Source organism: Rhodococcus sp. 06-156-4 (assembly GCF_002259345.1).
Classification (GTDB): Bacteria; Actinomycetota; Actinomycetes; order Mycobacteriales; family Mycobacteriaceae; genus Rhodococcoides; species Rhodococcoides fascians_E.
On sequence record NZ_NPGB01000012.1, the window covers coordinates 52889 to 68179 of the forward strand.

The 15291-nt window shown below is 65.0% G+C and carries 16 protein-coding genes and 1 tRNA gene; 5 read left to right on the plus strand and 12 right to left on the minus strand.

The window, feature by feature from the left end:
• Positions 1-22: 22 nt before the first annotated feature.
• The 4 genes from CH290_RS07215 to CH290_RS07230 are packed head-to-tail and all read right to left on the minus strand — an operon-like array spanning position 23 to position 3183.
• On the minus strand, positions 23-685 hold the full coding sequence (locus tag CH290_RS07215) for a TIGR04282 family arsenosugar biosynthesis glycosyltransferase (RefSeq protein ID WP_033188885.1): 663 nt from the start codon (positions 683-685) through the stop codon (positions 23-25).
• Entirely contained in the window at positions 682-1329 is a 648-nt protein-coding gene (locus CH290_RS07220; protein ID WP_033188886.1) for a glycosyltransferase family 2 protein, read from the minus strand. The genes CH290_RS07215 and CH290_RS07220 overlap by 4 nt, the downstream gene beginning before the upstream one ends.
• On the minus strand, positions 1313-2395 hold the full coding sequence (locus tag CH290_RS07225) for an NAD-dependent epimerase/dehydratase family protein (protein WP_033188887.1): 1083 nt from the start codon (positions 2393-2395) through the stop codon (positions 1313-1315). Before CH290_RS07225 ends, CH290_RS07220 begins: the two co-directional genes overlap by 17 nt.
• Positions 2392-3183: an S-methyl-5'-thioadenosine phosphorylase gene (locus tag CH290_RS07230; protein ID WP_020110502.1), complete on the minus strand. Its 792-nt coding sequence runs from the start codon at positions 3181-3183 to the stop codon at positions 2392-2394. Before CH290_RS07230 ends, CH290_RS07225 begins: the two co-directional genes overlap by 4 nt.
• Before the next feature lie 16 nt (positions 3184-3199).
• On the opposite strand from CH290_RS07230, the gene CH290_RS07235 reads away from it, so the two are divergent.
• Entirely contained in the window at positions 3200-4570 is a 1371-nt protein-coding gene (locus tag CH290_RS07235; protein ID WP_033188888.1) for a hypothetical protein, read from the plus strand.
• Here CH290_RS07235 and CH290_RS07240 read toward each other — a convergent pair.
• From CH290_RS07240 to CH290_RS07260, 5 genes are all read right to left on the minus strand, one after another.
• Positions 4546-5220: a methyltransferase domain-containing protein gene (locus tag CH290_RS07240; protein ID WP_033188889.1), complete on the minus strand. Its 675-nt coding sequence runs from the start codon at positions 5218-5220 to the stop codon at positions 4546-4548. The genes CH290_RS07235 and CH290_RS07240 overlap by 25 nt on opposite strands.
• On the minus strand, positions 5217-5696 hold the full coding sequence (locus tag CH290_RS07245) for a hypothetical protein (RefSeq protein ID WP_033188890.1): 480 nt from the start codon (positions 5694-5696) through the stop codon (positions 5217-5219). The genes CH290_RS07240 and CH290_RS07245 overlap by 4 nt, the downstream gene beginning before the upstream one ends.
• Positions 5693-6988: a molybdopterin-dependent oxidoreductase gene (locus CH290_RS07250; protein ID WP_094620625.1), complete on the minus strand. Its 1296-nt coding sequence runs from the start codon at positions 6986-6988 to the stop codon at positions 5693-5695. The genes CH290_RS07245 and CH290_RS07250 overlap by 4 nt, the downstream gene beginning before the upstream one ends.
• A complete protein-coding gene (locus tag CH290_RS07255) occupies positions 6988-7674 on the minus strand; it encodes a hypothetical protein (RefSeq protein ID WP_033188891.1) in 687 nt (228 codons plus the stop codon). The genes CH290_RS07250 and CH290_RS07255 overlap by 1 nt, the downstream gene beginning before the upstream one ends.
• A 356-nt stretch (positions 7675-8030) precedes the next feature.
• Positions 8031-9596, minus strand: coding sequence for a GMC family oxidoreductase (locus tag CH290_RS07260; protein WP_033188892.1), 1566 nt, complete (start codon positions 9594-9596; stop codon positions 8031-8033).
• A gap of 132 nt (positions 9597-9728) precedes the next feature.
• On the opposite strand from CH290_RS07260, the gene CH290_RS07265 reads away from it, so the two are divergent.
• Entirely contained in the window at positions 9729-9941 is a 213-nt protein-coding gene (locus tag CH290_RS07265; RefSeq protein WP_019665609.1) for a hypervirulence associated TUDOR domain-containing protein, read from the plus strand.
• Between the two features lie 11 nt (positions 9942-9952).
• Entirely contained in the window at positions 9953-10750 is a 798-nt protein-coding gene (gene aac(3), locus CH290_RS07270; RefSeq protein WP_033188893.1) for an aminoglycoside 3-N-acetyltransferase, read from the plus strand.
• Positions 10751-10774: 24 nt separating this feature from the next.
• Here aac(3) and CH290_RS07275 read toward each other — a convergent pair whose 3' ends face one another.
• From CH290_RS07275 to CH290_RS07285, 3 genes are all read right to left on the minus strand, one after another.
• Positions 10775-11752, minus strand: a complete 978-nt coding sequence (locus tag CH290_RS07275) for an esterase/lipase family protein (RefSeq protein ID WP_033188894.1) — start codon at positions 11750-11752, stop codon at positions 10775-10777.
• A gap of 98 nt (positions 11753-11850) precedes the next feature.
• Positions 11851-12771 (minus strand): glycoside hydrolase family 16 protein, encoded by a 921-nt coding sequence (locus CH290_RS07280; protein WP_230594010.1) that lies wholly within the window; start codon positions 12769-12771, stop codon positions 11851-11853.
• Positions 12772-12975: 204 nt separating this feature from the next.
• Positions 12976-13046, minus strand: a tRNA-Gly gene (locus tag CH290_RS07285).
• Positions 13047-13148: 102 nt separating this feature from the next.
• On the opposite strand from CH290_RS07285, the gene dcd reads away from it, so the two are divergent.
• Positions 13149-13727: a dCTP deaminase gene (dcd, locus tag CH290_RS07290; protein ID WP_019665613.1), complete on the plus strand. Its 579-nt coding sequence runs from the start codon at positions 13149-13151 to the stop codon at positions 13725-13727.
• 104 nt (positions 13728-13831) lie between these two features.
• Positions 13832-15271 (plus strand): Hsp70 family protein, encoded by a 1440-nt coding sequence (locus tag CH290_RS07295; protein WP_033188895.1) that lies wholly within the window; start codon positions 13832-13834, stop codon positions 15269-15271.
• Positions 15272-15291: the final 20 nt, after the last annotated feature.

Below are 15291 nucleotides of genomic sequence, written 5' to 3' on the forward strand. Positions count from 1 at the left end.
GTTCTCCGAGAGCATCCATCGATCATTGCAGACGCGGTACGTACCGCTCGGCCGCGGCCCGAAAACGACTGCCCGACGCGCACTCCGCGGCCACGTACTGCAGGTCGCTCTCGTGATCGACGTCGCGCAGGACGGCCAGGGTCCGCACGCGAGCGCCCAAGTTCTCCAGTGCGGTGCGCGTCGAGGCTCCGGTGGTGGGCGTGGACATGGGAACGTCTCGTAACGCCTGGGCAAGAGCGGCATTCGGCAGTCCCAGTGCCCACCATCCACCGTCCTCGGCGAGACCGAGCACCGACTGCTCCGGTTCCGTCAGGTGCATCGCCGACGCGTCGAGCAGTTCCGCGGTGATCTGTGGGGTGTCCATTCCGATCTGGAAGACAGGGGTACCCGACGCGTCCTCGTGTGCATGGATCAGGCGCTCGGCGAACCCGTCGCCGCGCTGCCTCACCACGGTGTACGACGCCAGTGCCGCTTCCAGTTCTTCTCGGCGGCTTGCTTTGTCGAGGTCGCCGGTGATGGCGACGACGCGGTGATCGAAGTCGGCGGCGGACACGGCGTCGAGGGTGTCGAGCAGTGCGGCGGCGGCGATGTCGGCGGCGGCGTCGGTGCCGAGGGTTGCGGCGAGCCTTGTCTTGGCCAATCCGGGAACGGGGGATTTAGCGACGACCAGGGCGGTGACCTTCATGACAACACCTTCCAGAAGTCGAGTGTGGCAACGATCGTCCCCTTGATCGAGCCGGATACCTTCGATTTACCGGCGGTTCGCGGATTGTAGGTGACGTCCAGTTCGCGGACGGTCAGCCCGGCCTTGGATGCGAGCACCAGAAGTTGCAGGGGGTATCCCGATCGTCGGTCGGTCACGTTCAGGTCCAGCAGTGTTCGTCGGTGTGTCGCCCGCACCGCGCCGAGGTCGTGGACCGGTAGCGAGTACTTGGTTCGCAGTCGGAGGGAGAGAACGGCATTCCCGAGCCGTGCGTGCAGTGGGGAGTGGCCGGACTGTCTACGGCCGACGACCAGGTCGGCGGTGTCCAGCGCGCTCACCAGGGCAGGGAGATCCTGCGGATCCATCGACCCGTCTCCGTCCATCACGCAGACGATGTCGGTTGTTGCTGCGAGCACCCCTGCGTGCACTGCCGATCCGTATCCGGGAACGGATTCGTGTACCACGGTGGCGCCGTGTGCTTTCGCGATGTCCGCGGTGCCGTCGGTGGAGTTGTTGTCGACGACGAGCGCGACGTACCCGGTGGGAATTCGTGCCAGCACGCCGGGAAGTGATCCTGCTTCGTTCATGCACGGCAGGACGACCGTCACGTCAGACACGAGGTGCACCGGTGCCTTCCGCGTCGCGCAGTGGTGCTGTCGCGAACTCGCGGAGGCCCTGTTCCGGGGACACTGCGGCGACGAATCCGAGTGTCCTTTCGGCTTTTTCAGGACTGGCGACGATGTGTCGCACATCGCCCGGTCGATACTGGCCGGTGATCTGTGGGGCCGGGCCGCGGCAGGCGTCGGACAGCGTGGAGGCTACTTCCCCGATGGTGATCGGGTGCCCGGACGAGACGTTCAGGGCAGTGAATCCCGGTAATGCGGCGTCGATGGCTGCGGTGTTCGCGGCGGCGATGTCGCTGACGTGTACGAAGTCTCGCGCCTGGTGCCCGTCCTCGTAGACCTGGGGAGCCTTGCCGGCTTCGAGCGAGGACCTGAACATTGCGGCGACTCCGGAGTACGGGGTGTTTCTCGGCATGTGAGGCCCGTACACGTTGTGGTACCGCAGTGCGGTCACCGAACCGCCGGTGGCGAGCGACCAGGCGAGGGCATAGTTCTCCTGGGCTACCTTGCTCGCTGCATAGGTGCTGCGTGGCCGCAGCTCCGAGTCTTCCTCCACGAGTGCCCAGTCCAGGACCTCGCCGGTGGCGGGGTCGGTGTTCTCGAAGATGCCGTCCGCCAACCTCGTACGGGGCCCCGGCACTACGAGGTCGCCGGCGGCGTTGCGGTATTTTCCTTCGCCGTACACGACCATCGACGATGCCAACACCAGTCTGGTGCAGCCGGTTTCTGCCATCGCTGCGAGCAGAACGGCGGTCCCGAAATCGTTGTGGCTGGCGTAGGCAGGCGCATCGGCGGAGTCCACGCCTGCGCCGACGACGGCAGCTTGGTGGCACACGACGTCGACGCTCGCCAGAAGCTCGACCAACGCAGCGTGATCGCGCACGTCGACTCGGGTGATGTCGCTGCTGGATTCGACGCTGCTGGTATCGACGCTGCTGGAATCTAGGCTGTGGCCGTGAGCCGACGCGAGCATCGCGTCGATGGCGACGACGTCGTGATTCGGTTCGAGCGCCGATCGTATGTGTCCGCCGATGAAACCGGCTGCGCCGGTGAGAAGGACGCGGGTCATGGCAGCTCGATCGGCAGCGTCACGCCGTCGTGGACCCGGCAGGACTCGCACGGACCCATCAGCGCGGCGTTGACAGCGCTGCGCACCAGTGCTTTCAACGGTTCGATGTTCTTCTGGAATTCCGCGAAGACATCGACGGCTCGGACGCCCTGCCCGGTTTCGATTCCTGCGTCGAGGTCCGTGACGAGGGCGATCGGGGTGTAGCAGAGCTCCAATTCTCGGGCGAGCACGGCTTCGGGATGGCCGGTCATGTTGACCAGGGTCCATCCCTGTCGAGCGAACCACTGGCTTTCGGCGCGAGTGGAGAAGCGAGGCCCTTCGACGACCACCATGGTGCCGCCGTCGACCACCCCGTCCTGCAGTGCTGCGGCGCGTAGGTCGCCGCAGTAGGGATCGGCGAACTCCACGTGTACTCCGCCGCGGTCGAAGTAGGTCTGCACGCGCCCACTGGTTCGGTCCACCAGCTGGTCCGGCACCACCACGGTTCCCGGCCCGTACTCGGGAACGAGGCTGCCGACGGCGCACGGCGCGAAGACTCGACCGACGCCGAGCATTCGCAGTGCCCACATGTTCGCGCGGTACGGCAGTGTGTGGGGTGAGTACTCGTGGTTCGCTCCGTGACGAGGCAGAAACGCGACCGGTCGGCCGTCGACGTCGCCGACGGTGATGGGGCCGCTCGGCGCTCCGTACGGGGTGTCCATCTCGATACTTTCGGCGTCGGGCCCGAAGAACGAGTAGAAGCCGCTGCCGCCGATGACGGCGATGTCCGCTCGTTGTCGTGAACTCATGGTGTCATTCTCTTCTATGCTTCAGGGCGACGCTGTATCGCACGAGAAATGGGTGGACGTTATCCGATACTGGAGAGAAGCTCTGGCAGGCGGACTCGCCGCCGTGCTGGTCGCGGTGGCATTCGTCGTACCGTACCTGGGAAACGAACTGATCACCCCGATCATCAACCGGACACCGCAGCAGGTTCGTGATTTTGCGGACGCTGCACCGCTTTTCGGCTTCCGCGAGCCTCATTACGGGTGGGGCACCCCGTTCGCGATTGTCGTTGCGATCGCCGGTGTTCTGTGGGGACCGGAGTTGGCGCGACGTCTGCCGTGGCGTCGGCTGCTGTTCGTGGTGTGGGGATCGTCGGCGGCGTGGACGATGTCGCTGGCGATGATCGACGGATGGCGTAGAGGATTCGTCGATCGGCTCGCGTCCACCGACGAGTATCTGCACGAGGTACCCGGCATCACCGACATCCCGGAGACGCTGAGAGGCTTCTCCGATCGCATTCTGGACTACCAGGTCGATTCCTGGACCACCCATGTGTCCGGTCACCCGCCGGGCGCTCTGCTGACGTTCGTGTGGCTCGATCGGCTCGGGCTGAGCGGTGGAGCGTGGGCGGCGTCGCTGTGTGTCCTCGTCGGAACCAGCGCTGCCGTAGCGGTTCTGGTGACCGTCCGTGCCCTGGGCGACGAGACCATGGCCCGTCGGGCAGCGCCCTTCGTGGTGCTCGCGCCCGCTGCGATCTGGGTCGCGGTGTCCGCGGACGCCTTTTACATGGGCGTCGTTGCCTGGGGTATCGCGTTGCTGGCCGTATCGACACGGAAGAACTCGAGACTTCTCTGGCCCGCGTCCGTGGCTGCTGGTGTGCTGCTCGGCTTCGGGATCTACCTCAACTACGGTTTGGTCTTGATGGGCCTGCCCGCGGTGGCTGTTCTGATCGCGGCGCGCACAGCGTGGCCGCTCGTCGGAGCTGTGGCGGGTGCGCTCGTCGTCACGGCGGTGTTCACGGCCTACGGATTCTGGTGGTTCGACGGTTACGAGTTGGTCCAGGAGCGTTACTACCAGGGCATCGCGACGGATCGTCCGTTCGCATACTGGGGTTGGGCGAACTTCGCTGCGTTGTTCTGTGCACTGGGCCTGGCTGTTCCGGCTGCGCTGCCCAGGATCTTCACGCGGCTGCAGCCGATCAATCTGCTGGTCCTCGCCGGCCTCGCGGCGGTGGTGATGGCTGACGTGAGTCAGCTGAGCAAGGCCGAGACCGAACGTATCTGGCTTCCGTTCGCGATGTGGATGTTGCTTGCTCCTGCTGTTCTGCCGCAGCGTTCGCACAAGTTCTGGTTGGCACTGCAGGTGGTCGCCGCACTCGCGATCAATCATCTGCTGTTCACGAATTGGTGATCCGCCAGGCTCATGCGCGCGAAGTACCGTCCGTGAACGGGTGCGACGTCGACGACGGTGAGGCCCGCGGCGTGTGCGAGGTCGGCCGTCGCGTCGACGCTGACTCGGGCCCATGCGAACCACTCGCCGAATGTCGTGTCGGTTTCCCATCGAACGGATTGCTCGATCACGTGATTCGATCCGGGCGCGTCGACCTCGGCGATGACCGTGCCGTCGGGTCGGATCAGTTCGGCGGCGCGGCGCAGCAGGCGCACCGGGTCTCCGCCGATGCCGATGTTTCCGTCGGCGAGAAGTACGGACGCCCATCGGCCCGCGTCGGGGAGTGCGTCGAACAGGTCACGTAGAACGGCGCGCCCACCACGTCCCACGGTGAGGTCGACGGCTTTCCGTGATGTGTCGACCCCGAGGGACGAGACGCCGCGACGTACGAGGCTTTCGGTGAGGCGGCCTGGGCCGCAGCCGAGATCGAGCGTCGGTCCGACGCAGTGCCGCAGCATCTCGTGATCGGCGGCGAGGTCTTCCTGGCTCGCCGAGGCGCCGCCCATCCATCGTGCGGTCGGCAGCGCCGCACGTGAACCGTCGGAGTACCCCATCCAACAGGGGAGACCCGATGCGGCGCGGCCGAACATCTCGTCCGCGGTGAGTGTCATGATTCTCTCCTGTTTCGTGCACGATGCGATGTTGCGATTCGAACGGTGTAGAGGACCGCGCTGGCGCCGAACAGGGCGGCGGTCAGCAACAACCAGCGGACGAGGTACGGCTCCTGGGTGAGGCCCGTCGCGGTTCGGTAGGTGTCGGAGCCTTGCTCGATGATTCCGGGGAAGAACAGCGCGAAGGTGAGGGCTGCGCCGAGCGCGGGTATCCGGATGTGGTTCAGCACAGGGACACTCGGGCGTAGTAGACGCGAAGAAGCGCGCAGTGCCCGGTCGACGATCGAGTACAGGGGCACCAGCACGAGGTCGTGGAGCACGACGGCGCCCGCGAACCACACCGCGATGGATTGCCACCACACATCGCGGTTCCAGAAGGTTGCGATGCCGGCCACGTGGACGACATAACCGATGAGGGCGAACACGAAACCCATGAGCAGCAGGTGCAGCGGACCCGCGCCGTAGAGACGTCTCATGATGCGGACCTGAATTCGATGCTCGCCACCCATTTGGTGTTGTGCACGCCCGGCATGGCGGGGACGATGATGCGTGCCGGATAACCGTGATCCAGGGAGAGGTCGGCACCGTTCACCTTCAGCGCCAGGAGCGAGTCGGGGTGAAGCGACTGGTTGGATTGCAAGGTGGCCTGACGGAACGGCCCGTTGGTCTCGACCGAGGTGACCAGAGTCGAGGCGATGTTCTCCGCGCCCGCAGCGGCGGCGAGGTCGCGGAGGCGGACCCCGGTCCAGGTCTGCACTGTCGACCACCCTTCCACGCAGGCGATCGGTAGTTCGGCGGTGTGTTGCTCCATGTTCAGGAGTTGCTCTCGGCTCAACGTCAGCGGCGTGCTGCCGCCGGAGATGGCGAGGCGCCAGTCGGAGCCGGTGTTCTCGGCGCCGATTCCTGCAGCGGCGGCCGTGCGATTGATCTGGAAGTCGTTCGGTCCATCACCGTAGGATCGGCCGCGCGGTAGGAGAATTGCGGCAGTGCGGAGGACGCCGCCGGTGGTTTGACCTACCGTGAGCACGGCGATGAACAGTGCGCCTCCGCCGACGAGTGCAAGTGCCCCGCGGCGGCTGATCGTCGGTTCGTCGGGGTCCTCGGCGATCAGTTCGGACTCGCCGGTCTCCTGTTGTGTCTGTTTGTCTTGGAGCACCTGCATCAGGGATCGGGAGCGCAGCGCCGTCACCATCGTCGGGATCTTGATGACGGCGTGGCTGACGAATCCGGCGATGAACACCCATGCGCCCCAGTAATGCGCAGTATAGAAGCTGAAGCCGAAGATGTAGTCGTACTGGATGTTGAGGACGCCCGTGGCCGTCTCGAAGATGATGCCGCCGACGAGTGCGATCAGCGAAAGTCGTTCCAAGGCAGAGGCTACCGAGCGAACCGGAGGTACGGTGAACAGTTTCGGGATGACAGACCACAGTTTGGCGAGGACGACGGGTACGAGAATCAGACCGAGGCCGACGTGCAGTCCCTGCGTGAGTTGGTACAGCCAGGCCGGGTCGGTGGGCCAATCGAAGTGGGGGAGACGAAGAAAGCCGACGTCGGCCGGCATCGCTTGACCGAACTGCGGGCCGTACGCCATGTAGGACAGCAGTCCCGTGATCATGACGATGGGCAGGCCGAGCAGCAGTACGGCGCCGAAGACGGACGTCAGCCACGGCCCCCGCAGGGGGCTACGGAACGTGGGAGGGGTGGGGCGACGACGCCGAACGCGCGAGGCCACCTGGAGCGGTGATCTCGCGCGTTCGGGTTCGGTCATTACGCCGTGGCGATGGTGATGGTGGCAACGCCCACGAGCAGGCCGGGGGTGACAGCATCGGTCTGGAAGGTGTCGTTGAGCAGGCCGGCAGCGGTCTCCGAGATCTTGACCTGCGTGCCCTGCAGGATCGCGGTGTTGTCGGGGCCGGTCGCCAACGGGTTCAGGGTGCGGCCGTCGAGGTCGAAGATGACTGCGTCTTCTGCAGCGACTTCACCGTTGACGGACACGTTGCCGGTGAGCAGCGAGGTGCCCGGGTCGATGTCGAAGTCGGTCAGCTCGACGACGGTGTCCCCTGCGGTGAGCGACAGACCGCTTCCGTCGTGCATGATTTCACCCTGAACGTAGGGATCGACCGTGCCGGGCTCCCAGTACTTCACGTCTCCGCCGGTGATCGGGAAGCTGATGGAACCGTCTGCGAGAGTGGCGGTTCCGATGACGCCCGGGGTGAGTCCGAGGGTGGTGAGAGCGCCGGTGAAGCCGGGGTCCAGCAGGACTGCGGTGCTGACGCCGTTCGAGAGGTCGTCGACCTCTGCCACGGGCTCGGGTGTCGACTCGGTGGTCTCGGCAGCGGCCGACGACGTGGATTCCGTGGTGGACGAGGAATCGTCGGACGAGCATGCGGCGAGAGGTACGAGTGTGAGTGCGCCAATTGCGGTGGCGGCCATGACTTTACGGATGGAGGTCATTGTATGTCTACCTTTCGTGCTCATGTCTTGAGCGTTGTCTGTAATTCGCCACCGGGTCGGTACCGGATGGGTGAGGTCTTCGACCATTTGTGAAACAGAGGCGATTTGGGCGCAAAAGATCGACTGAACCCACACGCTTTTGCTCTGTCCGCCGCTGCCGAACCGTTCATATGGCTTTGGTACACAAAGACTCTCACGTCCGAGACGTCTCGTGTGCCCAGAATGTCCGATTCGACCACTCGTAGTGGTGCCGTGTCCTGTTCGACACCGTGGCGTTACCGATCCGTTATGCAAGGCCTTCGAAATGGGCCCTATCCAACGGTCCGGTTTCTTTACGGCACGCTCGAGCGAGCAGGTCAGCCCCGCAGGATCATGTCCGACGCTTTTTCGCCGATCACGACGCTGGGTGCGTGTGTGTGGCCACGGATGATGGTCGGCATGATCGACGCGTCCGCCACCCGGAGGTTGGCGACGCCGCGCACTCTGAGGTCGGGCGTGACGACGCTGGAGGTGTCGTTGCCCATCCGGCAGGTGCTGGTGGGGTGGTAGAGCGTGTGCGCATTCTGCTCGAGCGCCTCGGACAGAAGATCGCCGGCGTCGCGAGGGCGGACTATGTCGCCGAGCAGACCTGTCAGCGCAGGCTGGGACGCGATCTCGTTGCACACGCGCAGTCCCTCCAGCATGGCTGCGCGGTCGGCGCCGTCACCGTCGCTGAGGTATCGCGGATCGATGATCGGCTTCGCTAACGGATCGGCAGTGCGCAGCGTGATCTCCCCACGGCTGCGCGGACGGAGCAGGACGGAGCCGATGACGGCGGCGTGGGCGTCGGGTGCGATCAGCCCCTCGTCGAAGAACGGGGCGGGGGCATAGATCAGTTCGACGTCGGGCAGAGCGAGGTCGTCTCTGCTCTTGATGAAACCGTAGGCCTCGGCGACGTTCGACGTCAGCATTCCGCGCCTGCGAATCAGGTAGTTCAGAAGTTCGGGGATCTTCTCGGCGAAGAACAAGGAATCGCTGTCGACGCTCCAGCCGATGAGCGCTGCGAGGTGGTCGGTGAGGTTACGGCCCACCTCGGGCGCGTGATGCTGGACGGTGATGCCGAGGTTCTGCAGAACCGTACGGTCGCCGATTCCAGAGAGCATCAGCAGGTGCGGGCTGTTGATCGCGCCACCGGCGAGCACCACCTCGCGGGCCGCTCGCACCGTCTGGGTGTGGCCACCGGACACGTACTCGACGCCGACCGCGGCCGAACCGTCGAACACGATCCTGGTGGCCTGCGCCTCGGTCAGGACGGTCAGATTCTTCCGTTTGCGAATGGGCGCCAGGTAGGCGTCCGCTGTGCTCCAGCGGGCTCCGCGCTTCTGGTTGACCATGGTCTGCGAGAAACCCTTGGGCTCGGGCAGGTTCGGCGGTTCCACCGGATAACCTGCCTGTTCGACGGCCTCGAGGAACTTGGCGGTGAGTGCGCGCGGGCTTCGCTGGTGCGAGACGATCAACGGCCCGGTCGTGCCGGCGTCGAGTGCCGTCGTTCCTTCGATGGACTCGATCTTGCGGAAGTACGGGACGATTTTCTCGAAGGACCACGACGAGTCCGACAGCGATGCCCACTCGTCGTAGTCGGCCGCGAAACCGCGAACCCACATCATGGCGTTCATCGACGAGGATCCACCGAGCATCTTGCCTCGTGGCCAGAAGATACTGCGGCCCTTGAGCTCCGGTTGCGGCTCGGAGTCGTAGTCCCAGTCGACCTCGCTGCGGAACAGCTTGGAGAAGGCTGCGGGGATGTGCGCGAACTTGTTCTTGTCCTCCGGCCCTGCTTCGAGCAGGACGACAGTGTTCCGCGGGTCTGCGCTGAGCCGGTTCGCGAGCACCGCGCCCGAGGAACCTGCGCCGACCACGACGTAATCTGCAACCAGTGACATTCGTTTCCCCTCTTCGCAGCGCTCGAGGGAAAGGTAGCAGTCGTGACGCCCGCTGCGACCGTTTTTCGGTCGGGTAGAGGGCGGCCGGGTGGGTGATGCATCGAATTCCCCCGGATGGGGTAGTCCGGCGGCATGACGCACCGAAAAGGCACGACCGTGCAGTGGAACTGGGGACAGGGCACTGCCGAGGGCAAGATCGTCGAGGTCCACACCGACAAGGTGACCAGAAAGATCTCGGGTAGCGAGATCACCAGGAACGGGACCGAGAAGACGCCCGCCTACCTGATCGAACAGTCCGACGGGCAGCGGGTGCTCAAGCTCGACAGTGAGGTCGACACACCCTAGGGTCGTCGTCCATGATCGCTACGCGAGCGAGCCTCGGCGCGGACGTCCGCGCCCTGGGTATTCGAGGCGGCGACGCCGTGATGGTGCATGCCGCGTGCGGAAGCGTCGGGACGATCCTCGGTGGCCCCGACGCACTGGTCGATGCGATTCTGGACGTCGTCGGGCCGTCGGGAACCGTTCTCTCGTATCAGGACTGGGAGTTGGGCCTCGACATCTGGGGTCCCGACGGCACCGTTGCGGCCGACATTCGGCCCCATGTTCCGCCGTTCGATCCTTCGACCGCGCGGGCGGCGCGAGACCACGGGATACTCGCGTCGACGATCGGTACCAGGCCGGGAGTCCTCCGGAGCGCAAACCCGGGCGCCTCGGTCGCTGCGCTGGGTGCGAGGGCCGACGAGTTCACGCGTGATCACCCGTTGGACAACGGTTACGGCCCGGATTCGCCGTTCGCCCGTCTGGTCCGGGCCGGCGGCAGAGTGTTGATGGTCGGTGCGCCGCTGGACACGATGACGGTGCTGCATCACGCGGAGGCGTTGGCCGATGTTCCGGCCAAGCGCCGGGTGAGGCGTGAGTACCCGTTTCGAGGTCCGGACGGCGAGACCGTCTGGCGTTGGTCCGAGGAGTTCGACACGTCCGATCCCGTGGTGGCCGGCCTGGACGACGATTACTTCGCGACGGTGGTCCGGGAGTTTCTCGCGACCGGAGCCGGAGCTCGTGGGCTGGTGGGGCTCGCGGAGAGCGTGGTCGTCGACGCCGGACCCATCACGGCGTTCGGGATCGACTGGTTGGAACGTCACGCGGCGCGGTGAGTGCGCGATCGGCGTCGCCGCCGATCATCCGGCGGGCGGCGGCGCGTTGCTGGCGATCACCACGTCCAGAACGCCGGCACCGATCGGAACCGGTGTGCACGGTGGGACGATTCCAGCGTCGGGGTCGAGGGCGCCGAGAACGAGAGCGATGGTCGTCGGGTCGTAGGTGAACGTGAAGTGCGCGACGTTGTTCTGAGGGCACACGTCCTGCACCACGATGTTGCGGGCGTCCGGATCACGAAGCAGCGCATTGGTGTACGGCTGGATGACCTCGTCGACGTCGGTGGCGATACTGGTGTATTCGACGCCGGGGACGGTGTCACCGCCTGCGTTGAGATCCTGGAGGAATGTCGAGCCCTCGATCAGTTGGACCAGGGCGGGGCCGAACTCGCTGGACACCAGTCGCGTGGCGCTCGGCACGGCCTGGATAGCCGGTGACACTCCGTAGGCGGTTCCGCCGTAGGCGGGGGACGCGATGCCGATCCACTTGTCGACGACGTCCGCTCCGCCGAGGCGGTTGGTGAAGTATCGGGTGACGGCCGCGCCCTGCGAGTATCCGACCAGATCGACCTGCTCGGCGCCGGTTGCGGACAGAACACCGTCGGCGAAGTCCTTCAGCTGCGCGGCACTACCGCGAATGTCGGTGTAGCCGAAGCTGGTTCCGTCCGGCGAGGCGCCGTAGTTCAGTCCGTAGACGCAGTAGCCGGCCGACGCCAGCGCGGGCGACAGTGCGGCCCAGTCCGCGTAGACCGACGCGTCGGTGCCGTGGACCAGGATGACCGGATTCGGATGCTCTGCCGACGGGACGCAGTCCGTCGGGTTCATGCCGGGAGGCGCCGAATCGGGGTGGTTCGCCGCGTACGCGATCGCATCGGCATGAGTGCTCTGGGCGGGCCCCGGTACGTCCGGAGCGTTCGGCGGCGCAGCATGAGCGATGCCGCCGAACGCGGCGAACAGGAGCAGAACGGTGGCGGTCGACGTCGTCGAGAATCGGTAGCTCACACAGCACCTCGATTTGTGGGTTCCTCTCGACCCTATGCCGATGCGCTGTGCGATGTACCAATGAAACGAGTTTGTTTTACTGACGTATCACAGTCGAATCAATTGATACGACTTGCCTTGACCCAGTCGATGCTCATGGTTTGCGGAAACGGAGTCGATGCAGGGGCTTTGCCGACCCAGTCGTTGCCGACTGCCACGTTGAACAGGACGTAGTGAGGCCATGCGCCGGAGAACGGCTTCCAGTTGCCCCCTTTGGCTTCGTAGTCGCTCTTCGTCACGGTGAACTTCTGGACACCGTCCACGAACCAGGTGATTCGGTCAGGGAACCAGTCGACCCGATAGGTGTGAAAGCCGTCGGAAATCGGGCTCATTCCGCTGCCGGTCTTGACGTCGGTGCTGGAGTTGTTACGCGCCGGACCGTGCAGATTGAAAGAGGGACCATTTGTGCCGGGAATTTCCACGACGTCGATTTCACCCTGACGCGGCCAATTGTATTCATTGCCCGGTTCGAGGCCGAGTAACCAGAAAGCGGGTAGTAATCCGGCCGCACGAGGCATCTTTATGGACGCTTCCAGTCGCACTGGCGGGGTTACGGACTGTTTTCCGAAGCTCACGACACGAGCGCTGGTGAAGTTGTTCGGCGCGGGCTTGCGGTCCGGAGTCGTTTCCCTCCTGGCCGTGATGTTCAGCGAGCCACCCGCGACCGACGCGTTGTTGGTCGAGTTGGTGTAGTACTGCTGCTCCCCCGAAGTTGCGCCCCACCTGCCGGTTTGGAAACCCCACTTTCCAGGATCGACGGCGCCCGACCCGTTGAACTGGTCCTCCCAGAGCACGGTCGTCTGCCCGCCGCTCGGCGGTGGAGTGGCCGTGGTGACGGGAGGAGGGGCTGTCGTCGTGGGCGGTGGCGCCGTGGTGGTCGGAGGTTTGGGAAACACCGTCGGTCGCGGGTAGGTGGGAAACGGATATGTATAAGGCGCCGCAATCAGGATCGGGGCCATTACGAGAGCGAACCACTTCATTTCGGGTCCTTCGTATCAATTGTCGAGGGGTAACAAAAGCACGAGGGATGTCTAACACAATGCAGCCTGCTTACTGCACTGGAAAGCGAAATGTGAATATTTGTTCTCGATGCGAGGGTCGATTCCGCCGAATTAACGGTCGAGTTCTCGAATTCGACACTCGAGGACCGTGTTTTGGTTTGTTACCGCCGAAAGGAGAAAGAGAGCCGGTGACGGGAATCGAACCCGCCTCTCAACCTTGGGAAGGTCGCGTTCTACCAATGAACTACACCGGCGCGGCGGACGGTCGAGGCTGTCCGCGCCGAGCAACTCTAGCAGTCGGGTGTCGTGTGGGTGGTCAGCGGGAACGGTGTGCTGCCGGAGCGATAGCCTGCACTGTGCTGCTTTCCGATCGCGACATCCGCGCTGAAGTGTCCACCGGCAACCTCGGTATCGAGCCTTTCGATTCTGCGATGGTGCAGCCGTCGAGCGTCGACGTTCGGTTGGACAAGCTGTTTCGGGTGTTCAACAACACTCGCTACACGCACATCGATCCGTCGAAGCAGCAGGACGAGTTGACGACGCTCGTCGAGCCTGCGGACGGCGAGCCGTTCGTACTGCATCCAGGCGAGTTCGTCCTCGGGTCGACGCTCGAACTGACGACGCTGCCGGATTACCTGGCGGGTCGGCTCGAGGGAAAGAGCTCGCTGGGCAGGTTGGGTTTGCTGACGCATTCGACCGCGGGGTTCATCGATCCCGGGTTCAGCGGGCACATCACGTTGGAACTGTCCAACGTGGCGAATCTCCCGATCACGTTGTGGCCGGGGATGAAGATCGGGCAACTGTGCCTGTTCCGGTTGTCGAGCCCGTCGGAGAATCCTTACGGTAGCGCGGCGGTCGGATCGAAGTATCAGGGTCAACGGGGCCCGACACCGTCGAAAGCGTACCTGAACTTCGTTCAATCGCCGGTCGACTGAACTTCAGGTCTGTTTACAGCGTATTTTCAATACGGACATACGGTTTTTCGGGTAGTCTCGACCCTTGCCGAAGTGGGTTGGGGCTTACCGGAGCGAGGTTTTCGATGACAGCCGTACTCGGCGCATCGCTCGGTGTGAGCGGAATACGCGCAGCATGCAGCGACGTGCGCGCAGATCCCCAGCTCAGCACCGAGACCGTCATTGCCGTACCCGAAGGTTCGCAGGATCCGTGGGGCTCGGTGACCTGGGCCGTCCACAAGTTCGCGCGCGAGAACGGCGCCACGGGCACGGTCCCCGTCCTGGCTCTTCGTGACAAGAACCCCAGCGAGGTCTACGGGGTGGAGCATGCCGACGGCCTTGCGCTCGTATCGGACATCGGTGCGCAGATCGGCGCGCTGCAGGAGTCCGGGGATCTCACGGCAGATCAGACTGTCGCGTTGTTCGACGTCGGTGCGGGCGGGGTCACCGTGTCGATCGTGGAATGCGACTCCGGCCGCGTCCTCGGTTCACGGCGCAGCACCGTGTTGTCCGGAGACGGGTGCGACGCCAGGTTGTCCCAGCATCTTCTCGGGTTGCAGGTCCTGGACCCGGAATCTCGCGACGTGTTCGTCGAGACCGTGTGCGAGGCCAAGGAGAGACTGTCGTCCGTCACGGCGGTGGAGGTGATGAGCCCGGCCGGCGTCGCCACCCTTCATCGATCCGTCATGGAGGATCTGGTTCGGGACAGCGTGTACGACGCGGTCGCTCTGGCGTCGTCGATGATCACCGATGCGCCCCATGTCGACGCCCTGTTCGCGGTCGGCGGAGGCGCGAACATGCAGATAGTGCGACAGAGCTTGATCGACGGTTTGTCGGTGCCCGTCTTCGTCCCGCGCGAGCCGGAAGCTCTGGCTGCGCGAGGTGCGATGGGGATGGCTCGGCGACTCGTCGTCGCCCAGCATGCGACCGACGACGCCGGGGGGACCGCGGGAGGGGACGGCCCCGCGTCCGTCGTCACCGGGAGTAGGGCACGTCCCCGTCACAGCGACACGTCGTCGCGGCGTCTGACGCGCCTACGCGCTTCGCGGTACCTGGGAGGCGGAGCCGTTGCGTTGATCGCAGGCGGTGTGGTCGTGTCGATTGCGGCGGCGTCGAGCGATCGCGGAGTCGAGCCCCCGGCCCTGGACTACACGCCGGTGATCACGTCCTCTTCCTCCGTTGCCACCACCGTGGCTCCCAGCCTGCCGCCTGGCCCACCGGATGCGTCCGTGGTTCCGGACACGACCTCCGCGGCCGTGACCACCACCCCGGAGGCGTCTACAGGTGACGCGGACACGACCGACGAAGTGGAGTCGACCGACGACGAGAAGGTCACCACGACTCGACGCCGGGAGACCACCACTAGCAGCGCACCCACCCCGACCCCCACGGCGACGACTCGGCAGCGGGACGACCAACCGCGGAACGACCCACCGCAGACCACTCGTCCGACCGCGACGACGCGGCCACCGACCCAATCGCCCGTGCGGTCGTCGGCTCCTCCGCGAACGTCATCGCGCCGGTAGAACTCCGCCGGTAGAGACCC